The organism is Streptomyces sp. P5F9 (assembly GCF_057961495.1).
This window is the reverse complement of sequence record NZ_JBXVPZ010000001.1, coordinates 25,125-44,527: the sequence shown is the minus strand read 5'-3', so window position 1 is coordinate 44,527 and position 19,403 is coordinate 25,125. Positions and strand designations below refer to the sequence as shown.

General features: G+C 70.4%; 21 protein-coding genes and 1 pseudogene. 16 read left to right on the top strand and 6 right to left on the bottom strand.

All coding sequences use genetic code 11. The features are described 5' to 3' along the window. Window positions 1-32: 32 nt before the first annotated feature. Window positions 33-425: pseudogene (locus tag AC31A1_RS00225) on the top strand (nitronate monooxygenase); the annotation flags it as partial. Here the strand turns inward: AC31A1_RS00225 and AC31A1_RS00220 are convergent. The 3 genes from AC31A1_RS00220 to AC31A1_RS00210 form a co-directional block, all read right to left on the bottom strand. Further along, window positions 397-669, bottom strand: coding sequence for a class I SAM-dependent methyltransferase (locus AC31A1_RS00220; RefSeq protein ID WP_489651235.1), 273 nt, complete (start codon window positions 667-669; stop codon window positions 397-399). The pseudogene AC31A1_RS00225 and the gene AC31A1_RS00220 overlap by 29 nt on opposite strands. Before the next feature lie 157 nt (window positions 670-826). Beyond that, window positions 827-1,456, bottom strand: coding sequence for a TOPRIM nucleotidyl transferase/hydrolase domain-containing protein (locus tag AC31A1_RS00215; protein WP_489651185.1), 630 nt, complete (start codon window positions 1,454-1,456; stop codon window positions 827-829). 147 nt (window positions 1,457-1,603) lie between these two features. Further along, window positions 1,604-2,110: a cupin domain-containing protein gene (locus AC31A1_RS00210; protein ID WP_489651184.1), complete on the bottom strand. Its 507-nt coding sequence runs from the start codon at window positions 2,108-2,110 to the stop codon at window positions 1,604-1,606. A gap of 151 nt (window positions 2,111-2,261) precedes the next feature. Here AC31A1_RS00210 and AC31A1_RS00205 point away from each other — a divergent pair, with 151 nt between their 5' ends. From AC31A1_RS00205 to metX, 13 genes are all read left to right on the top strand, one after another. Next, a complete protein-coding gene (locus AC31A1_RS00205) occupies window positions 2,262-2,714 on the top strand; it encodes an RrF2 family transcriptional regulator (protein ID WP_489651183.1) in 453 nt (150 codons plus the stop codon). Beyond that, window positions 2,711-3,649 (top strand): DsbA family oxidoreductase, encoded by a 939-nt coding sequence (locus AC31A1_RS00200; protein ID WP_489651182.1) that lies wholly within the window; start codon window positions 2,711-2,713, stop codon window positions 3,647-3,649. The genes AC31A1_RS00205 and AC31A1_RS00200 overlap by 4 nt, the downstream gene beginning before the upstream one ends. A gap of 484 nt (window positions 3,650-4,133) precedes the next feature. Next, on the top strand, window positions 4,134-5,693 hold the full coding sequence (locus tag AC31A1_RS00195) for an ABC transporter substrate-binding protein (RefSeq protein ID WP_489651181.1): 1,560 nt from the start codon (window positions 4,134-4,136) through the stop codon (window positions 5,691-5,693). A 60-nt stretch (window positions 5,694-5,753) separates the two neighbouring features. Further along, window positions 5,754-6,785, top strand: coding sequence for an ABC transporter permease (locus AC31A1_RS00190; RefSeq protein ID WP_489651180.1), 1,032 nt, complete (start codon window positions 5,754-5,756; stop codon window positions 6,783-6,785). 2 nt (window positions 6,786-6,787) lie between these two features. Next, window positions 6,788-7,690: an ABC transporter permease gene (locus tag AC31A1_RS00185; protein WP_489651179.1), complete on the top strand. Its 903-nt coding sequence runs from the start codon at window positions 6,788-6,790 to the stop codon at window positions 7,688-7,690. After that, window positions 7,690-8,643 (top strand): ABC transporter ATP-binding protein, encoded by a 954-nt coding sequence (locus AC31A1_RS00180; RefSeq protein WP_489651178.1) that lies wholly within the window; start codon window positions 7,690-7,692, stop codon window positions 8,641-8,643. The genes AC31A1_RS00185 and AC31A1_RS00180 overlap by 1 nt, the downstream gene beginning before the upstream one ends. Next, on the top strand, window positions 8,640-9,494 hold the full coding sequence (locus AC31A1_RS00175) for an ABC transporter ATP-binding protein (protein WP_489651177.1): 855 nt from the start codon (window positions 8,640-8,642) through the stop codon (window positions 9,492-9,494). The genes AC31A1_RS00180 and AC31A1_RS00175 overlap by 4 nt, the downstream gene beginning before the upstream one ends. 52 nt (window positions 9,495-9,546) lie before the next feature. After that, complete coding sequence (locus AC31A1_RS00170; RefSeq protein WP_489651176.1) at window positions 9,547-10,887, top strand: LLM class flavin-dependent oxidoreductase; 1,341 nt, start codon at window positions 9,547-9,549, stop codon at window positions 10,885-10,887. A gap of 15 nt (window positions 10,888-10,902) precedes the next feature. Then, window positions 10,903-11,937 (top strand): LLM class flavin-dependent oxidoreductase, encoded by a 1,035-nt coding sequence (locus AC31A1_RS00165; protein WP_489651175.1) that lies wholly within the window; start codon window positions 10,903-10,905, stop codon window positions 11,935-11,937. A 1-nt stretch (window position 11,938) separates the two neighbouring features. After that, window positions 11,939-12,694 (top strand): alpha/beta hydrolase, encoded by a 756-nt coding sequence (locus AC31A1_RS00160; RefSeq protein ID WP_489651174.1) that lies wholly within the window; start codon window positions 11,939-11,941, stop codon window positions 12,692-12,694. 56 nt (window positions 12,695-12,750) lie between these two features. Next, on the top strand, window positions 12,751-13,308 hold the full coding sequence (ssuE, locus tag AC31A1_RS00155) for an NADPH-dependent FMN reductase (protein WP_489651173.1): 558 nt from the start codon (window positions 12,751-12,753) through the stop codon (window positions 13,306-13,308). A 306-nt stretch (window positions 13,309-13,614) separates the two neighbouring features. Then, window positions 13,615-14,976, top strand: a complete 1,362-nt coding sequence (locus AC31A1_RS00150) for a bifunctional o-acetylhomoserine/o-acetylserine sulfhydrylase (protein ID WP_489651172.1) — start codon at window positions 13,615-13,617, stop codon at window positions 14,974-14,976. Then, a complete protein-coding gene (gene metX, locus AC31A1_RS00145) occupies window positions 14,973-16,118 on the top strand; it encodes a homoserine O-acetyltransferase MetX (RefSeq protein ID WP_489651234.1) in 1,146 nt (381 codons plus the stop codon). The genes AC31A1_RS00150 and metX overlap by 4 nt, the downstream gene beginning before the upstream one ends. A gap of 128 nt (window positions 16,119-16,246) precedes the next feature. Here the strand turns inward: metX and AC31A1_RS00140 are convergent, their stop codons facing one another. Next, window positions 16,247-16,957 (bottom strand): TetR family transcriptional regulator, encoded by a 711-nt coding sequence (locus AC31A1_RS00140; RefSeq protein WP_489651171.1) that lies wholly within the window; start codon window positions 16,955-16,957, stop codon window positions 16,247-16,249. Between the two features lie 104 nt (window positions 16,958-17,061). Between AC31A1_RS00140 and AC31A1_RS00135 the strand changes: the two genes are divergently transcribed. Further along, window positions 17,062-17,526 carry an SRPBCC family protein gene (locus AC31A1_RS00135; RefSeq protein ID WP_489651170.1) on the top strand — a complete coding sequence of 155 codons (465 nt, stop codon included), beginning with the start codon at window positions 17,062-17,064 and terminating at the stop codon, window positions 17,524-17,526. Window positions 17,527-17,648: 122 nt separating this feature from the next. On the opposite strand, the gene AC31A1_RS00130 is transcribed toward AC31A1_RS00135, so the two are convergent. Both AC31A1_RS00130 and AC31A1_RS00125 read right to left on the bottom strand, forming a co-directional pair. Then, a complete protein-coding gene (locus AC31A1_RS00130) occupies window positions 17,649-18,155 on the bottom strand; it encodes a MarR family winged helix-turn-helix transcriptional regulator (RefSeq protein ID WP_489651169.1) in 507 nt (168 codons plus the stop codon). Between the two features lie 31 nt (window positions 18,156-18,186). Continuing rightward, complete coding sequence (locus tag AC31A1_RS00125) at window positions 18,187-18,663, bottom strand: hypothetical protein (protein WP_489651168.1); 477 nt, start codon at window positions 18,661-18,663, stop codon at window positions 18,187-18,189. Window positions 18,664-18,799: 136 nt separating this feature from the next. Here AC31A1_RS00125 and AC31A1_RS00120 point away from each other — a divergent pair, with 136 nt between their 5' ends. Continuing rightward, a complete protein-coding gene (locus AC31A1_RS00120; protein ID WP_489651167.1) occupies window positions 18,800-19,354 on the top strand; it encodes a VOC family protein in 555 nt (184 codons plus the stop codon). The last annotated feature ends 49 nt before the right edge of the window (window positions 19,355-19,403 follow it).

Genomic DNA, 19,403 nt, shown 5'->3' with positions numbered 1-19,403 from the left:
TCGGCGCTTCACCTCGTACGGCGGCACGGGTGATGATGGCGGCCATGACACTGTCGACGGCGTTCACGAAGTTGTTCGGTGTGCACCACCCGATCGCGTCGGCGCCGATGGGTGGATCGGCCGGTGGCGCTCTGACCGCGGCGGTCTCCCGCGGTGGCGGGCTGGGGCTGCTGGGCAGCGCCAACGGTGAACGCGACTGGCTGGCCCGCGAGTTGGCCATTATCGGCGAGCACACCGCGAAGCCGTGGGGCATCGGCTTCCTCACCTGGCAGATCGATGTCGGCGCCGTCGAGCACGCGTTGGAACACAACCCCGCCGCGGTGATGCTGTCGTTCGGGGACCCGAGTCCGTTCGCCGAGCGCGTCCGCCGGGCCGGTACCGCATTGATCATCCAGGTCACCGATCTGGAAGAAGCGAGGCGCGCGGTCGACCTGGGCGCCGACGTCGTCGTGGCGCAGGGATCCGAGAGCGGCGGGCACGGAGCCCGGCACGGCCGTTCCACGCTGCCAGCACCGCGTCGAAGGCGGCGCGCGGAGAGGGCCACGCCGGGGGTGCGTCGAGGGTGGCGAAGTGGAGGGCGGGGTGCAGGTGCCGGGCTCGTTCGATCATGGCCGGTGAGGTGTCGGCGCCCGTCAGGTTGTCGAAGCCGTGCTGTTCGAGTTCCTCCATGGTGCGGCCGTAGCCGCATCCGTAGTCGAGAATCGCGGCGCGTCTGCTGAGCCCGTCCAGCCAGGGCGGATGGAGGGGGTGAGTGAAGGTCTTCGTTGCCGCGGCCGCGTCCCAGTAGGGAATCTGACGGTCCGGGTCGGACACGACGTATGCCTTCCTAGGCGGGCGCCACAGCGGCGGTGAGCAGGGCGGCGAGCGGTGCCGGGACGCGTTCGGGGTCGAGGGCCTCGGTGAGGACGCGGCCGTAGTGGATTTTGCGGCCCTTCTTCGTGCCCAGGAAGCGTCTGAACTGCTGCTGCGGGTCACGGCCTCGCTGGGCGGGCTGGCGCAGGAAGGTGTTCAGGGCACGCTGGTCGCCCTCGGCCCGGACGAGTTCTTCGACCCGGGTCACGCCCAGTACGCGGATCAGCTCGTCCTCCAGGTCCGCCGCGCAGACGAAGAAGCCCTGCTCCGCCGCGCCGGCGCGGGAGAAGCCGCGGGCGTAGTAGGGGCGTTCCGCCTCGTCGCACAGTCCCGTGAGGCGGAGGCCCAGTCCGGGTGGACCGAGGAGTCGGGCGTAGTGCCCGACGCTCATCGCGCCGCCGATCGACAGGACGCAGACCCCTTCGGCCGCCAGGTTGCGGCCGCGGCTTTCCGCCAGCGCCTCGACCGCCGCGACGTCGCTGGGCCCTTCGAGCAGGACGGCCGTCCGGACGGGCAACCGTGCGGACAGTTCGCGCGCGGGGTCGCCGGAGCCACCTGTCGCCCACGCGGTGACCGCGTCCCGGAACGCCTCCATGTCAGTCATGACACGAGTCTCGGCCCATCCCGACCGCATCGCGAGGGAATTAATGGCGGGACGTCGATCGGGGGAGGGAGTGATCAACCGCCCAACTGGTGTACACATCGCAGCCGTTGGGCGAGCAGCGCGCCCCGCATCAGTCGATCGTCGATCTCAGTCCTCCCCCGCTCCCAGCACGTACAGCCCCGGAAGGTTCACGACGATCGCCTCCTGCGTGCTGCGGGCGATCACCACCACGGCCTCGTCCGCGGGGTCCGGGTTCTCCTCCCGGTGCGGTACGAACGGCGGGACGAAGATGTAGTCCCCGGGGGAGGTGCGCAGACATACCTCCTCGGGTTCCGGGCCGCTGTCGTCGAGGAAGACGAACTCGGGGTGTCCGCTCACCACATAGATGGCGGTCTCGGATTCGCCGTGGTGGTGGTCGGAGGAGGCGGTGGAGGGCGCCACGTGGGTCTGGCCCATCCACAGTTTTTCGGAGCCGACCGTCTTCCCGCTCACCGCGGCGAACCTGCGCATGCCGCCGCTCTGGGCCGTGTCGCCGTCGAGGGCGTCGGCGCGGATGTGGTGCAGGCGGCTGCGCAGGGGGGCGGTGGACTGCCCTGGGGCGTCGTGGAGATGGGGGTGGAAACCTTCGCCGGGGGTTGTCAGCGGCTCGCTCATGGTGGGGGACGCTAGAGCCGCCCGGAAAAGGATGTCAAGAGGTGTCCATTGTCCTTCACCTGCGGCAATGTTCCCGCAATGTAGGGGGAGAGGTGGGAGGGGAAGCGGCGGAACCTCTCGTTGCGGGGGCCGCGTCGGGCATTATGTGCGCATGCATATCTCCGCGAAGGCGGACTACGCCACGCGGGCTCTGTTGGAGCTCGCCTGCGAACCTGCCCGTCCGCTCACGTGCGAGGCGATCGCCTCCTCGCAGCAGATCCCGTTCCGGTTCCTGAAGTCCGTGGTGGGCGAGTTGCGCAGAGCCGGCCTGGTCCGCAGCCAGCGCGGTTGCGAAGGCGGGTACTGGCTCGGCCGGCCCGCCGACGAGATCACGCTCCTCGACGTCGCCCGTGCCGTGGACGGTGAGTTGATCACCCTCCGCAGCGAACCCCTCGCCGGACTCGACTACCCCGGCCCCGCCTCCGGTCTGCCGGGAGTGTGGCGCCGGATCGAGGCCGAGGCCGCCGCCGTCCTGAGCGGCACGACCCTGGCCACCCTGCTGCCCGCCACCGCCGGCGAACAGCACGCGGCGGAGGAGCAGTTGGCCCGCCGGGGAGCCGCATGACGGCCCCGGACCAACACGCCGCGAAGGCCTCCGAAGTGCTCGAAGTCATCGAGTACACCGACCCCTTGTGTCCCTGGGCCTGGGGATCCGAACCCGTCTTCCGCCGGCTGCGCGCGGCTTTCGCCGGACAGGTTCGCTGGCGTCGCGCGTACTGCATCCTCTTCGACCACGACGACGACCCCGCGCCCGACCCCGCCGCGGAAACCGCCTGGTACACGCGCTACGTCGAGGACATCAGCGCCCACACCCACGCCCCGCGGGCACATCGTCTGAGCCGCGTGGCCGCGAGTTCCTGGCCGGCCTCCCTGGTCGCCAAGGCGGCCGAAGCACAGGGTGCCGACGTGTCGGACCGGGTGCTGCGGCGGCTGCGGGAGAGCGTGTTCGTGCTCGGCGAGCCCGCCGACACCCCCGCGTCGGCGCTGTCCGTGGTGTCCGGCGTGCCCGGTCTCGATGTCGGGCGGCTCGCGACCGACGCGGCGTCGGCCGAGGTGCTGGAGGGAGTGCGAGCCGACCGTGCCGAAGCCCGCAGGCCGGTCGACGACGTGCTGTCGGTGCGTGCCGGGGGCTCGCCCCATCCCGGTGCCGCCAAGGAGACTCCGGACGGCCAACACCGGTACGCGCTGCCGACATTGCTCCTGCGCACCGCCATCGGGCATCGCGTCGTACCCGGCTGGCGGCCGTACGAGGAGTACGTCTCGGCCGTCGCCGAACTCAGCCCCGGACTGCTGCCCGCGCCCACGGCGCTGGAGCCGTCGGACGCGCTCGCGCGGTACCGGACGCTGACCGAACCCGAGCGCACGTCGTTGACCGACGACAGCCCATGGCCTCCGGCCGGTGCCGTCCGGGTCGACACCGGCAACGGGCCGCTGTGGCTGCACGCGGAGGAGGCCGCGGCCCATCCCGCCGTGGCCCCCGCCCCTTCCTCCGGACCCTGACAGGGCTCTGATCAGGGGCCAGAGACCGTCCCGCCCAATGAGACACCAATTGGTGTCCATTGACAGCCTCGGACGACCGGCCCCAGGATGTGCAGCATGCTCACGACGCACCCCGGTGTGGTGTGCCGCTACGTGGACCTGCGGCGCACCTGCAGCGCTCTCTGTCGCTGACCCGCCGACCCCGGCCCACAGGCGCCTGACCCCGCTCCCGTAAGCACCGGCACTCCGCCGGCTCGCCGCCCGGCGCCGTCTCCACGCGCCCCTCGCGTTTCGTCGCCTCCTCTGCCTCCCTCCGTGTCCCGGGCCCTCCCCCGCGATCCGCCGACGCCTCCTGCCCTGGGCGCGGCATGCCTCCGTGCGCAGCGAAGCCGCACCCGCATGTCCGTCGTCCCGGTCTCCGTGGTGTCCGCCTCCCGGGTGTGCCGCCCTCGCTTCCTTTCCGCTGCCCCGGCGCGGCCGGGAGCCCTCGAAGAAAGAAACGAAGATGTCCGGACGACTCACGCCCCGCAGCCGCCGGGCGGCCTTCCGCCCCGGCCGGCTGCGCGCCGCCGCCCTGGGTACCGCCCTCGCCACCGTGCTCGTCCCCGCCCTCGGCGCCTGCGGCGGCGACGCCTCGACGGCCGGCGGCGGCGCCACGCTGAAGTGGGCCTCCTCCTACTTCCCCACCCACTGGGACCCGGTCGTCAGCGGCAGTGGCGCCCAGTTCCGTGAACTCGCCCTGGTCTACGCCTCGTTGACCCGTACGGACGCGACCGGCAAGGCCGTGCCCGACCTGGCCAAGAGCTGGGAGTACAACGCCAAGGGCGATCAGATCACGTTCCATCTGCGCCCGGGCCTGAAGTTCAGCGACGGTACGCCGGTCGACGCGGCCGCCGTGAAGGCCGCCGTCGTGCGCGCCCAGAAGCAGAAGAACTCGGCGCTCTTCGGCGACCTCACCTCCATCAAGTCGGTGGACGCCAACGGGCTGGACGCGGTGCTCCACCTCAGCCAGGTCGACTACCAGATCCCCCAGCTCCTCGGGGAGCGTGTCCTCCAGATCGCCAGTCCGAAGGCGGCCGCGTCGCCCACCAAGCTGGACCAGAACCCGGTCGGCGCGGGCCCGTTCACCGTCACTCAGCTCGTCCCGGGCACCAAGGTGCTGCTGAAGAAGAACCCCGACTACTGGGACGCCAAGGACATCCACATCGACAACGTCGAACTGACCTCGGCCCCCGACGCGGCGACCGTCGTCTCCGGACTCCAGACCGGCGTCTACAACTTCGCCGACATCGCCCCCAGTCAGGCCGAGGCCGCCAAGAAGGCCGGACTCGACGTCTTCGTCCAGCCCGGCTTCAACGCCAACAACATCAGCCTCAACGTCAACAAGGCGCCGTTCAACAATGCCAAGGTCGTCGACGCGGTCCGCTACGCGATCAACCGTCAGGAGTTCGTCGACAAGCTGACCTTCGGCTACGGCTCGGCGACCAACCAGCCGTTCCCCAAGGGCTATGTGGCCTACGACCCGCAGTCCGCGAACGACTACGCCTACGACCCGGCCAAGTCGAAGCAGCTGCTCTCCCAGGCCGGTTACAAGGCGGGCCAGATCAAGCTCGACCTCGTCATCCCGGCCGAGGATCCCCAAGCGGAGATCGTCCAGGCGCAGTTGGCGAAGGTCGGCATCACGGTCAATATCAAGGTCGACAAGAACTGGGCCACCCCGTTCTTCGCGAAGAACCTGACGCTCTCCCTCTACGGGACGACGGGGCGCGACTCCGCCGCGCAGACCCTCACCGCGCACTTCGGTCCGAACGGCCCGCTCAACCTCAGCTCGCCGTACGAGCCTTCGGGCTTCGAGGCGGCCATCGCCAAGGTGCGGCAGACCCCGCTGGACTCGCCCGACTACGCGAAGGTCCTCCAGGCAGCGACCCGGGCCGGCCTGCAGAGCAAGGCGCTGGTCTTCACGTACTCCTCGCCCAACCTCATCGCGAAGAGCAAGTCCATCTCCGCTCTGCCCAAGAACCCGGCCCACATCGACTGGACCGGCGTGACCATCGGCTCCAACTGACGCTCCGTCACATCCCTTACGGCCACTACCCGTACAGCCACTACAGAGAGGGGGCAAGCCATGACGACGACGGAGGCACCGGCCACACCACCCGACGTCCGTCACCGGACCGCCACGACCGGGACGCGGCACACCGTGGGCCGCGTCCTGGTCACCCTCGCCCGGTCGATCGCGATCTTCGTGCCCGTGTTCCTGGTCGCGACGTTCGTCACGTTCGCGCTGCGGTCACTGAGCGGGCTCAGCCCGGCGCGGATCCAGCTGGGCGAGGAAGCAACTCCCGAGGCGGTAGCCAGAGTTGAAGCGCAGTGGGGCCTCAACCGGCCCTTCCTCGTCCAGTACGTGGACTGGCTGGGCGGGGTCCTGCACGGGCAGCTCGGCACCAGCTGGACCAACGGCGCCGACATCTCCACCCTGATCGGCCTCGGCCTGGGCGTGAGCCTGTCGGTGGCGTTCTTCGCGCTGATCATCGGCGTGGTCGCGGGCTTCGCCCTCGGCACGCTCGCCGCGCTGCGCCGTACGACCTGGGTCGACCGCGCGATCACGGGATTCGTCACCGTCATCTCGGTGATGCCGGCCTTCGTCGTCGGCATCGTGCTGGTCGCGGTGTTCGCGGTCGGACTGCACGTCTTCCCGTCCGCCGGATACGTCCCGGCGGCGCAGGGAGTCGGGCCCTGGCTCGCCCATATCACCCTGCCCGCCGTCGCGTTGAGCTTCGACGTCATCGCCGACGTCGCCCGCCAACTGCGGACGAGTCTCATCGCGGCCTATCGCGAGAACTACGTGACGGGCGCGGTCGTACGGGGACTCGGTCCACGCCGGATCTTCTTCGGCCATGTGCTGCGCAACGGCCTCGGCCCGACGCTCGCCACGCTCGGCCTGAAGTTCCCCACCCTCGTCGGCGCCTCCGTCGTCACCGAGTGGATCTTCGGGCTCCAGGGGTTCGGCCGGTTCGCCAACGACTCCGCCCAGGCCGGTGACGTACCGGCCGTCCAGGGGGTCCTCGTCGTGTCGATCGTCCTGGTCGTCGTCTTCAACCTCATCGTCAACCTGGTGCTGGCGCGTGTGACGCCGGCGTCCCAGCGGGGGGTGTGACCATGGTGCGCCGCGTGCTCTCCCTGACGTCCGGCCGGATCGCCCTGGTGATCCTGACCGTGATCGCCCTCCTCGCCGTCCTCGGGCCGTTCATCGCGCCCGACAACCCGCTGGCCACCAGCTCCGACACCCTCGCCGACGCCTCGGGCGCGCACTGGCTCGGCACCGACTACCTCGGCCGCGATGTGCTCAGCCGACTGCTCGACGGCTCCCGGGTCAGCGTGCTCGGCTCGCTCGAAGTCGCCCTCACGGCACTGGGGGTCGGGGCGATCCCCGGCATCCTGTCGGTCTACTTCGGCCGGGTCTTCGAGTGGGTCACCCTCCGGCTCACCGACACGCTGGTCGCCCTGCCCTTCCTGCTGTTCGCCGTCGCCGTGGTCGCACTCCTCGGCAACGGCATCACCCAGGCGATGCTGGTCACGGGGGTGCTGGTGTCCCCGTTGTTCTACCGGGTGGCCCGTGCCGCCACGCTGGCGGTGGCCCGATCGCCGTACGTGGAGGCCGCGTTGATCTCCGGGGCGTCGATCGGGTGGGTCGTCCGCCGGCACGTCTGGGTCAAGGTGCTGCCGCCGATCGCGGTCGCGCTCGCCCAGACCATCGGCGTCGGCTTCGTCATCGTCTCGACGCTGACCTTCCTCGGGATCGGCGTCCAACCGCCCGCGCCGACCTGGGGCGGCCTCCTCGCCTCGGACCTCGGCTATCTCACCCAGAAGCCGTGGGCGCCGGTGGTCCCCGCCCTGCTGATCATGGTCACCGTCTGGGCCTGCAACCTGCTCGCTGACGCGATCCGCGACGTCTCCGGGGAGGCGGGCCGCGCCCTGGTCAACAACCGCAAGGCGCGTGCCAATCGACGCGCCAACACCATCGACACCGACGCCGCTCACGTTCACGCCGGAGGTGCGTGATGGCCACTCTCTCCGAGAAGGTCCTCAGCAAGGCCGACCAGAACAGCAGGGCCCAGGTCGAGCAGACCGGCACGAGCGGCGCGACCGGGCCCGTCCGCCAGGCCTCCCCCTCGACACCCGTCCTGTCCGTACGGGACGTCCGCATCAGCGACCAGGCCGCCGACGACGAGATCGTCCACGGCGTCACCTTCACGCTCACCCCCGGCAAAGCGGTCGGCATCGTCGGCGAGTCCGGCAGCGGCAAGACCCTCACCTGCCGGGCCACGCTGGGCATCCTGCCCGCGCACTTCGAGGTCACCGGCGGCTCGATCGAGATCGACGGCCAGGACATCTCCGGACTCTCGCCGGCACAGTGGACGGCACTTCGCGGCGCCACGATCAGCGCGGTCTTCCAGGACCCGGCGTCGTATCTCAACCCCTCGATCCGCGTGGGCACCCAGATCGCCGAGGTCCTCAAGGTCAAGAAGGGACTCAAGCGACGCGAGGCGCGCCGGCAGGCGATCGAGCTGCTCCACGCGGTGCGTCTGCGCGACCCGGAACTGGTCTACAGCCAGTACACCTACGAACTCTCCGGCGGCATGCTCCAACGCGTCCTCATCGCCGCCGCGATCGCCGCCGACCCGCGCATCCTCATCGCCGACGAGGCCACGACCGCGCTCGACGTCACCGTCCAGGCCGAGATCCTCGACCTGCTGGCCGACCTGCGCGAGCGCACCGGGCTCGCCCTCGTCCTGGTCTCCCACGACCTGGCCGTCGTCGCCCAACTCTGCGACGAGGTCCTCGTCATGCGGCAGGGCGAAGTGGTCGAACAGGGCCCGACGCACGAGGTGTTGCACAACCCGGAGCACGAATACACCCGGCTGCTGATCGCGGAACACGAGCAGTACGGCCTGGACAAGTTCCTCGCCGCCGATGCCACCGTGGACGTAGTCGCCGTAGAGGAGGACGCGTGAGCACCGACCGCCCGGCGTCGCAGCCCGCCCCCCAACCCGTCCTGGACGTCACCGACTTGGAGGTGCACTACGGCCTCCGCCGGCGCCGCCGCCAGGCCCTGAACCGGGTCTCCCTGAGCATCGCCCCGGGTGAGACCGTCGGCATCATCGGTGAGACCGGCTCCGGCAAGTCGACGCTCGCACGGGCCGTGCTCGGGCTGGTGCGCGCCTCGGCCGGGTCGATCGTGATCGACGGCGAGGAAGTCGGTTCGTACGGCCATCGTCAGTGGCGCGCGCTGCGCCGGCGCGGTGTGATCCAGTACGTCTTCCAGGACCCGCTGCGCAGTCTCGACCCCGACGTGACGGTCGAGGCGTCCCTGGCCGAACCCCTCCTCATCCAGGGCGTGTCCCGGCAGGAGTCGGCGACCCGGGTGCGCGCGTTCCTCGACCGGGTACGGCTCTCCGCCGACCTGCTGGACCGGCTGCCCGGCGAGTTGTCCGGCGGTCAGCGTCAACGGGTCGCGGTGGCGCGGGCGTTGGTGACCGAACCGCGGCTCGTCATCCTCGACGAGCCGGTCAGCGCGCTCGACTCCGCCAACCGCGTGCAGATCCTCCAGATCCTCAAGGAACTCCGCGCCGACGGGGTGGCCCTCGTCTTCATCTCCCACGACCTCGGGTCCGTCGCCGGGGTCGCCGACCGGATCGCCGTGCTGTACCAGGGCGAGTTGGTCGAGGTCGGCGCCACAGCCGACGTCATCAACCAGCCCCGGCACCCTTACACGCGCCTGCTCGTCCGCTCCGCGCCCACCCTGCACAGCGCGGCAGCCGACCGGGCCGAACGCGAAGCCCTGCGCGCCCTTCTGCACGCCTGACACGCCCTCAACTCCCCCTGCCGGACGCTCCCCTGACAGAAAAGGAACAGCCATGTCCCGCACGCTCCACCTCGCCCTGCACCCTTACGGTGTGGGCGGTCCCGGCCAGCACGGGCTGTGGAAGGACCCGCGCGTCGCGAAGAACGCCAGCATCGACATCAACTACTACATCCGGCTGGCGCAGGCGGCCGAACACGCCCTGTTCGACGCCCTGTTCATCGTCGACAGCCAATTCATCAACTCCACCTACCCGGCGCACTACCTCAACCGCCTCGAACCGCTGACCCTGTTGTCGGCCGTCGCCACCCACACCAAGCACCTCGGCCTCGTGGGCACGGCGAGTTCGACGTACAACTCGCCCTTCAACCTCGCCCGCCGATTCGCCTCGCTCGACCACATCAGCGGCGGACGGGCCGGCTGGAACGTGGTGACCAGCTTCGACACCGGCACCGCGCGGAACTTCGGGCTCGACGAGCACCTCGACTACGCCACCCGTTACGGCCGCGCCCTGGAGTTCGTGCAGGTGGCCCGGGGGCTGTGGGACTCCTACGAGGACGACGCGTTCCCGGCCGACGTCGAGCGGGGCGTGTTCCTCGACCCGACCAAGCTGCACGAACTCGACCACGCGGGCGAGCACTTCAAGATCGCGGGCCCGCTGAACCTCTCCCGCTCCCCGCAGGGCCAGCCGGTGGTCTTCCAGGCCGGAGTCTCCGAGGAGGGCCGCGATCTCGCCGCGCAGGTCGCCGAGGGAATCTTCGCACCCGGGGGCACCCTGGAGTCGGCGCGGGACTACTACGCCGACGTCAAGAAGCGCGCGGCCGCCTACGGCCGCGACCCCGACCACGTCAAGATCCTCATCCACGGCGGCCCGGTCGTCGCCGCCACCGACGAGGCGGCCCGCCGTCGCGAGCGGGAGATCTTCGAGGAGGACGACGACTTCGGCCGCAACCTGGCGCTGCTGGGCCGTTCCTTCGGGGCGTACGACTTCAGCGTGCACGACCTGGACGCACCCTTCCCGGATGTCGCCCACCTCGCCGAGAAGGGCGGGCGCACAGGTGCCGCGCAGCTCATCGAGCGGGCCAGGGCGGAAGGGCTGACGCTGCGTCAAGTGGCCGAATCCGTCAACCAGTTCCGTCAGTCGCCGTTCGTCGGGGACCCGCGGACCGTGGCCGACACCATCCAGCACTGGTTCGACGCCCGCGCCCTCGACGGCATCAACCTGGCCTTCCGCACCGAGGACGAGCTGAACTACTTCGTCGACGGCGTCGTCCCGATCCTCCAGAAGCGCGGCCTGTTCCGCACCGAGTACACGTCCGACACCCTGCGCGGCAACCTCGGCCTGCCGATCCCGGCCAACCGCCACTCCCGCGAGCGCCGGCTCGTGAAAGACTGAGAGGGCCGACACCCCATGACGACCCAGAGACCACGCTTCCGGCTCGGTTTCCTCACCCACGTCCAGGGCCGCGACGACGACATCGCCCGCACCTACCGCAACGCCCAGGAACTCTTCGTCGTGGCCGACGAGTTGGGCTTCGACGTCGGCTGGGTCGCCCAGCACCACGTACCCCTCGGGGGCGGCGGACTGTCCTCGCCGTGGACCTTCCTCGCCCACGCGGCGGCGCGGACGTCCCGCATCCGGCTCGGCACCGCCATCACCATCCTCCCGTTGGAGGATCCGTTGCGGCTCGCCGAGGACATCGCCACCGTCGACACGCTCAGCGGGGGCCGCGTGGAGCTCGGCGTGGGCAGCGGATCGAGTGAGGTGGAGTACGCGGCCTTCGGCAAGGACGTGGCCCGCAAGCGCGAACTCACCAGCGAGAACCTCGACATCGTGCGCCAGGCCCTCGACCGGCGCGAGGTGGGCACACCGGGCTTCCGTATCCAGCCCCGGCCCGGCGACTTCAACGGCCGTGTCTGGCAAGGGGTGTTCAGCGAACAGGGAGCCGCGTACGCCGCGCAGGGCGGTGCGAATCTCCTGCTCAACCGTGCGGCCTACGGCTTCGACGCTCCCACCGACGAAGTCCAACGCCCCTGGGCGGACGCCTACTTGGCCGCGTGGGACCAGCCGCGCCGCCCACGCATCGGCCTCTCCCGCTTCGTCTTCCCGGCCAAGGACCGGCGAACGGCACTCGCGGCGATCGGCGACGACGTCCACCGGGCGGCACTGCGCATGGCGGAGCACGGCGCGTTCCCCAAGGGCCTTGACCGGGACGAGGCGTTGCGCCGTTTCCACTCCTTCTACGGCCATCCCGACGAGATCGTCGCGGCGCTCGGGCAGGAGCGGGTGCTGCCCGTCGCGACGGACCTGATCACCCAGTTCAACCCCGCCGTCCCCGACCACGACGCCGCCGTCCGTGCCCTCGAACTCATCGCGACCGAGGTGGCACCAGCGCTCGGCTGGAAGCCCGCGCCGACGGCCGCGACCGTATCCGCAGGAGTGTGAAGTGACCCAGTACAGCGACTACTTCGGCCCCGAGGGCCTCCGCGTCCGCGGCACGGTCCTCGTCCTCCCCGGCCGCGGCGAGACCCGTTCGGCCTACGCCCGCTTCGGCAGACGGCTCGCCGCCGACGCCTACCGGGTCCGTGTGATCGACGCTCCCGACCTCGACACCGAGGACCTGACCGCCCTCACCGCCCGGCTCACCGAGGCCGCCGAGGACACGGCCGTGGACGACGGTCTCGTACGACCGCTCGTCCTCGTCGGCGCCGATTCGGGCGCTGCCGCGATCGCCGCGATCCTCGGCCGGGCAGCCGGCGGCGGGCCCGATGCCGTGGTCCTGGCGGGCCTGCCCGGCCTGGCCCCCGGTACCGCCACGACCGCCGGCACCTGGGACGAGGAACTCGACGTCCGCACCTCCTGCCCCGCCCACCGGGGCCTCCTCACCCAGGACGCCGAGGTGCGGCGCGGTTCGCTCGGCGACGCGGTACCGGAGGCCGTGCTCACCGCCGCCTACGACACTGAGACCGCCGTACCGACCCTGCTTCTCGTCGGCGACGCCGATCCCCTCGCCGACCACGAGGCGCTCACGCGGACGGCCAAGTCCCTTGCCGGCGCCCGGTTTTCGGTCGTGCACGGCGCGCACCACGATGTCCTCAACGATCTCCAGCACCGGTCGGTGGCCGCCGAGGTCGTCACCTTCCTGGAGAACCTGCGCAACGAACTGCGGCCGCTGATCACCGTGCGGTCGAGCGCCTGGTGACCGTCCGTCCGCCCGCTCGGTACGTCGTCTGAACCCCGATCCCGGAAGGTCCCGTCATGGCCTCGATCCTGTCCGTCTCCGGCAGCCCCTCCCCCACCTCCCGCACCACCCGGCTCCTGCGTCACCTGGACGACCGGCTCCGCCTCCAGGGCCACGACGTGACCCCGCTGGAGGTGCGCACCCTGCCCGCGCAGGCGTTGCTGGGCGCCGACTTCGGGCATCCGGCGATCGCCGCCGCCGCGGCGCTCTTCGAGCAGGCGGACGGGGTGGTGATCGGTACACCGGTCTACAAGGCCGCGTACTCGGGCCTGTTGAAGTCGCTGCTCGATCTGCTCCCGCAGTACGCGCTGACCGGAAAGACGGTGCTGCCCCTGGCCACGGGCGGCAGTACGGCCCATGTCCTGGCGATCGACTACGCGTTGAGGCCGGTGCTGAGTTCCATGGGGCCCTCGCACATCGTGCCGGGCTGGTTCACGCTCGACAAGGACATCACGGTCGGCGAGGACGGCACCCTGACCGTCGCGTCCGCCGCGGCCACGGCGCTGGAGCAGGTCACCGATCACTTCTCCCGTGCGTTGGGCGGCCGTACGGCGCTGCTGGCGTCCGCGGGGTGAACGGCGCCGTGGCCGGCGTGGTTGTGGCAGTCGTGTTTCAACTCCCCACGTCACGCTGGTTCTCCGGTATCCGCTGTGGTTCTCTCAGTGCATGACCGTGCTCGTGACCCGCCGCCACGTCGACTACGTGCGTGTCACCAGCACGGGGTGTTCCGCCGTGAGCTGACGCTCCGCTCCGGCTTCCGATCCCCCTCTTCACCAGCGCGCCGCGCCGCCCGCCGTCCTGGCCGCTTCCGGTCCGGACGGCGGCCCCGCGGTCTCTTCCCGCACGCCCGCACCCCCGCACGCTCCGCACAAGGGAGAGCCATGAGCCAGCCCATCGACTCCGTCACCGCGGGTCACACCCCCGAGGACGAACCCGCAGGTCCCGACACCTCGGCCTGGTCGTTCGAGACCAAGCAGGTCCACGCCGGTGCCGTACCGGACCCGACGACCGGGGCACGGGCGACGCCGATCTACCAGACCAGCTCGTTCGTGTTCCGTGACACCCAGCACGCCGCGGACCTGTTCGCGCTGGCCGAGCCCGGCAACATCTACACCCGCATCCACAACCCCACCCAGGACGTCTTCGAGCAGCGCGTCGCCGCCCTCGAAGGCGGAGTCGCCGCGGTGGCCCTCGCCTCCGGGCAGGCTGCCGAGACCCTCGCGATCCTGACCCTGGCGTCCGCGGGCGACCACCTCGTCTCCAGTACGTCCCTGTACGGCGGCACGTACAACCTCTTCCGGCACACGCTGCCGAAGTTCGGCATCGAGGTGTCGTTCGTCGACGACCCGGACGACGCAGAGGCGTGGCGAGCGGCGATCCAGCCGAACACGAAGGCCTTGTTCGCCGAGACCCTCGGCAATCCGCGCGGCAACGTCCTCGACGTCCGGGCCGTGGCGGACGTCGCGCACGAGGCGGGGGTCCCGCTGATCGTCGACAACACGGTGCCGACCCCGTACCTCCTGCGGCCGATCGAGCACGGCGCCGACATCGTCGTCCACTCGGCGACGAAGTTCCTCGGCGGGCACGGCACCACGATCGGCGGTGTCGTGGTCGACGGCGGCACCTTCGACTTCGGCGCGCACGCCGACCGATTCCCCGACTTCAGCGAGCCGGACCCGAGTTACCACGGTCTGCGTTACTGGCCGGCGCTCGGCCCGGGCGCGTTCGCCATCAAGCTGCGTGTGCAGTTGCTGCGCGACCTCGGCCCGGCGATCGCACCGCACTCCGCGTTCCTGCTCCTCCAGGGCGTGGAGACGCTGAGCCTGCGCATCGAGCGTCATTCGTCCAACGCGCAGGCTTTGGCCGAGTGGTTGGAGCAGCGCGACGAGGTGGCCGCCGTCCACTACCCGGGACTTGAGTCCAACCGGTGGTACGAGGCCGGGCAGCGCTACCTTCCGCGCGGCGCCGGAGCGGTGCTGGCCTTCGAACTGCGGGACGGGGTCGAGGCCGGCAAGCGGTTCGTGGACGCGGTCGAGCTGTTCAGCCATCTCGCCAACATCGGAGACGTACGCAGCCTCATCATCCACCCCGCTTCCACGACCCACAGTCAGCTGGACGAGGCGCAGTTGGCGGCGACCGGCACCTCGCCGGGGCTGGTGCGACTGTCGGTCGGCATCGAGAACCTCGCCGATCTGAAGGCCGACCTGGAGGCCGGGTTCCGCGCGGCCAAGGGCGCGTCCTGAGCACCGTACCGACGCCGTCAGCAGTTCCCCTTCCGCCGGCCTCCGGGGCCTGGCGGGAGGGGGACCCGCCGGGGCGCCGCCAGTGGCACACCCGGGAGAAGCCCCTCGCGCTGGAGGCGGGCGGTGAACTGCCCGGTGTGCGGCTGGCGTTCGAGACCTGGGGACGGCTCGCGCCGGACCGCTCGAACGCCGTGCTGGTGCTGCACGCGCTCACCGGCGACAGCCATGTCGCCGGGCCCGCCGGGCCGGGTCATCCCACCGCCGGCTGGTGGGACGCGCTCGTCGGACCCGGTCAAGTCCTGGACACGGAACGGTGGTTCGTCGTCGCGCCGAACGTGCTCGGCGGCTGTCAGGGCAGCACCGGGCCGTCCTCGCTCCGGTCCGACGGGCGGGCGTGGGGTGGCGGCTTCCCGTTCGTGACCCAGCGCGACCAGGTCGCCGTGGAAGCAGGTCTTGCGGATGAACTGGGCGTCGAGCGTTGGGCGTTGGTGGTCGGCGGTTCCATGGGCGGGATGCGGGCGCTGGAGTGGGCCGTGACGTATCCGGAGCGGACGGACGCGCTGCTGCTGCTCGCCACCACCGCCGCGGCGAGCGCCGAGCAGATCGCGTGGGCCGACATCCAGCTCCACGCGATCCGTTCGGACCCGCACTGGCAAGCCGGCGATTACCACGATTCCGGCCGGGGTCCCCACGCGGGACTCGGCCTGGCCCGCCGCCTGGCCCATGTCACCTACCGCAGCGAGCCGAAGTTGGCGGTCCGCTTCGGCCGTACGGCGCAGGGTGCGGAGGACCCGTGGAACGGCGGCCGGTACCAGGTCGAGTCGTATCTCGACCATCACGCCGCCAAGTTGGTACGCCGCTTCGACGCGGGCAGCTACGTCACCCTCTCCGAGGCCATGAACAGCCACGAAATCGGCCGCGATCGCGGGGGCACACACGCGGCGCTGCGCCGGGTGACCGCACGGACCCTGGTCGCCGGAGTCGACTCCGACCGTCTCTATCCGCCGTACCAGCAGGCCGAGTTGGCGGCGGGTATACCGGCCGCGGACCGGCTCCGGGTGATCGAGTCGCCGTACGGCCACGACGGGTTCCTGATCGAGACGGAGCAGGTGGCCGCGCTCATACGCGAACTCGTCGGCTAGCCGGGCGAGTTCACGTTTGCCCGCGCCCTAGCTCTTCTACCGACGGAGGTTGGTGACGGGTCCCGGTCGACAGGCGGGCCGGTGAAACGGTGATGCCCCTCGCCGCTACCCCGGGCCGGTTGACCGTTTCACTGACTGCGCCGGGCGGGGGCGAGTGAGTTAAGTCCGGCGTCGATGAGTTGGGCTGCGCGTTGGACGTCGGTGCTGACCTCATCGTGCAGTTCCCCGGAGGTCTGGGCGCGATGCAGGTGCCTGCGCAGTGCCTGGAACTGGACGGGCCACAGTGCGAGCAGGGCGGCCGCGGCGATCTGAGGTTCGGGGTCGTCCGGGCTCATGTCGGCGCGTCGGGCCAGGACTTCGGCGGCTACGGCGACCTGCTGGTCGGCCATGTCGCGCTGATATGCCCGCAGGGACGGGGTGGATCCGATCAGCATGCCGAAGCGAAGGAGAACGGCCTTGGCCTGGGTCCAGTCGTCCTGTGCCGCCAGCCAGGACGTGAGGCCCGCCAGTTGGCCGGACAAGATCTCCAGCACCGCCTCGACCGGCGACCGGTCCGGATCGGCCAGTGTGGTCCGCAGGGAGTTCAACGTGGTTTCGCCCAGGTCCAGGACGAGGGATTCCTTGGTCGGGAAGTAGTTGAACACGGTCTTCTCCGACACCCCGCAGGCGTCCGCGATCTCAGAGACACGCACCGCGTCGAAGCCCCGGTCCATGAACATCTCGGTGGCCGTGTCGGACAGCTGCTGCCGTAGCAGCCGCTTCTTGCGCTCCCGCAGCCCCTCGACTGCAGGCTCCTCGTCGCGGCGCAAGGCCGTCCAGTCCACGGTGCGCGTACTCATCGCTCAAGCATAGTCTGCCCGGTCTGCATTTTTCTGTTACTGTAACTTTTCAGTGACTGTAAATTAACGCTGGGCTTGACGCGCCCCTACCCGAGGAGCCCTCCATGAGCGCCATCCACATCGTCCGCGTGTACCCGCACTCACCGCAGAAGGCCTGGCGTGCGGTCACCGATCCGGAGCTGATCCCGCTGTGGACGGCCACCGGCGCCGGCGCTCGGCCGGAGGGCTTCGCCACCACGGTCGGCACCACGTTCAAGTTCATCGCGAAGCCGAAGCCCGGCTGGAGCGGCGTCGTGGTGTGCGAGGTGTTGGAGGTACGCGAGCCTTCGCTGCTGCGCTATTCGTGGCAGGACGAAGGCGGCGGCGAGGTGACAGAGGTCGCCTACCGGCTCGAACCGCACGGCAGTGGAACGCGCTTCACCTACGACCACACCGGCTTCACCGGCGCCGGAGGCTTCTTCATGGCCAAAATCCTCGGCTCCGTCCGCACCAAAATGCTCACCACGGGCCTGCCTGCCGTGCTCAACGACCTCGACGGCCAAGGCGCCCTGCGCACAAAAAACCCCTGAGCCCCAAGCGGCTCTTCTCGCAAGGACAGCGCGAGAACCCGCTGAACAGCAGGCGCCGCCGAACGTCACGGTTCGCTGGCGCCACCCGCCAGCCGTGTCCCCAACCTCTCAGGTCAGTACACCTACCGCCGACGCCACGGCAGCGCCTCCTGGTCGTCCCCGGTGTCCTCCTCGCGATGGAGCGCCGCGTTGATCGCCTCGCCGATCTCCGCGAACTGGCGCACCTGCTCGGGTGTGAGCGCGTCGAAGACCGCGCGGCGTACGGCCTCGACGTGGCCGGGGGCCGCGCGCTCCAGGAACTCACGTCCCTGTGCGGTGAGTACGGCGAGTTGGCTGCGCCGGTTCTCGGGGTCCTCGTGGCGGTCGAGGTAACCGGCTTCCTGGAGGCGGGTCACGGCGTGGGTCAGCCGGCTGCGGGTGATCTTGAGGCGCTCGGCCAGCTCCGACATGGTCAGCCTGCCCTGCGGAATCGAGGAGAGGTGGGCGAGCAGGATGTAGTCGGAGTGCGTCATCCCCGCGTCGCGCCGCAGCTGACGGTTCAGGTGGTCGGAGAGGAGGGTGGAGAACTCGACGTAGGCGAGCCAGGCCCGCATCTCCTCGGCGTCCAGCCAGCGTGGCGTCGTCGTCATGGTCGCACTGTAGCCGCTGCCGTTTGAACCTTCACACCGTCCGGTCGGGCGTGCTCGCGCTGATCCAGTCGGTGACCTGCCGCACGTACTCCCGGTATCCGGACCGCGCGGCGGAGACGACCGCGCCGACCCCCTCCGGTTCCGCGTCCAGACACAGCTGCACCAGGACGTGGTGCGGTCCGTCCGCCGGCGCGAGGGCGGCCGCGGTGTCGGCGTCGATCAGCCCGGCCCGCTCGGCCGCGCCGAACGAGGCGGTGGGTGTCTGCGGCGGCGCCTCGCCCAACACCCCTTCGGAGACATGCCCGTTGATGGCGGAGGCGAGGTCGTTCAGAAGGGCCAGGACGCGCTCGACCGCCAGCCCGGTGCCCGGGTCGTTCGCCAGGCGCGCGCTGTCCAGCCGTCCGAGCGAGTCGAGTTGTACGACCGACTTGCGCATCGTGATCAGCCGGTGCTCGATCGCTGCCCGGTCCACGGTCACCGGCGCCGTCCCCGCACTCGATGTGGTCATCGCCGCATCGTGCCACTCCGGAGCCGCGTGCACGCGGCAGATTCCGTCTGGTGGGACACGCGATGGACGACCACGGAGGGCGGCGGGACAGTCGTTCCCCGTGGCCGATCGGACCGATCAGAACAAGGGGTGCCGAGTGCGATCGTTGAGTGACCTCTTCCGCAACTTCATGCAGCTCGGATACGTGACCGACGACATCGACGCCACGGCCGCGTTCCTGGAGTCGAGGCTGGGGACGGTCGAGTGCGTCAAGCACTTCAAGTCGTCGCTCGGCGGCGGTCTGCCGCCCGCCGGTGCCGACGGCCCGCGCGGCACGTTCGTCGTGGTGGACGGGGTGCCCGCCGACGAGTGGGTCATCGATGTCGCCCTGGTCAACGCCGGCCCGACCAACCTGGAGATCATCCGCCCGGTCGGCGGCAAGGTCGACCTCTATCGCGAGGCCGTCAGGCCCGGGGAGCCGGCGACACTGCATCATCTGGGCTTCCGCGTCGACGACTTCGACGAGGCGTCCGCGATCGTCGCCGCGAGCGGCAGGTCGTGGAAGCAGTACGGGGACAGCGGCGCCATCCGGTTCGGGTACCTCGACATGACGGCCGAGTTGGGGCACTTCGTCGAGGTCATGGAGCTCGACGAGGAGGCCGCCCAGGGCTTCGCGCACCTTGAGGCGGCGTCGAACGCGATCCGTGACTGAGTGCACTGTTCTCTTTCGGCACGGCTCGCTTCCGCGGGAGCAGGCCGTG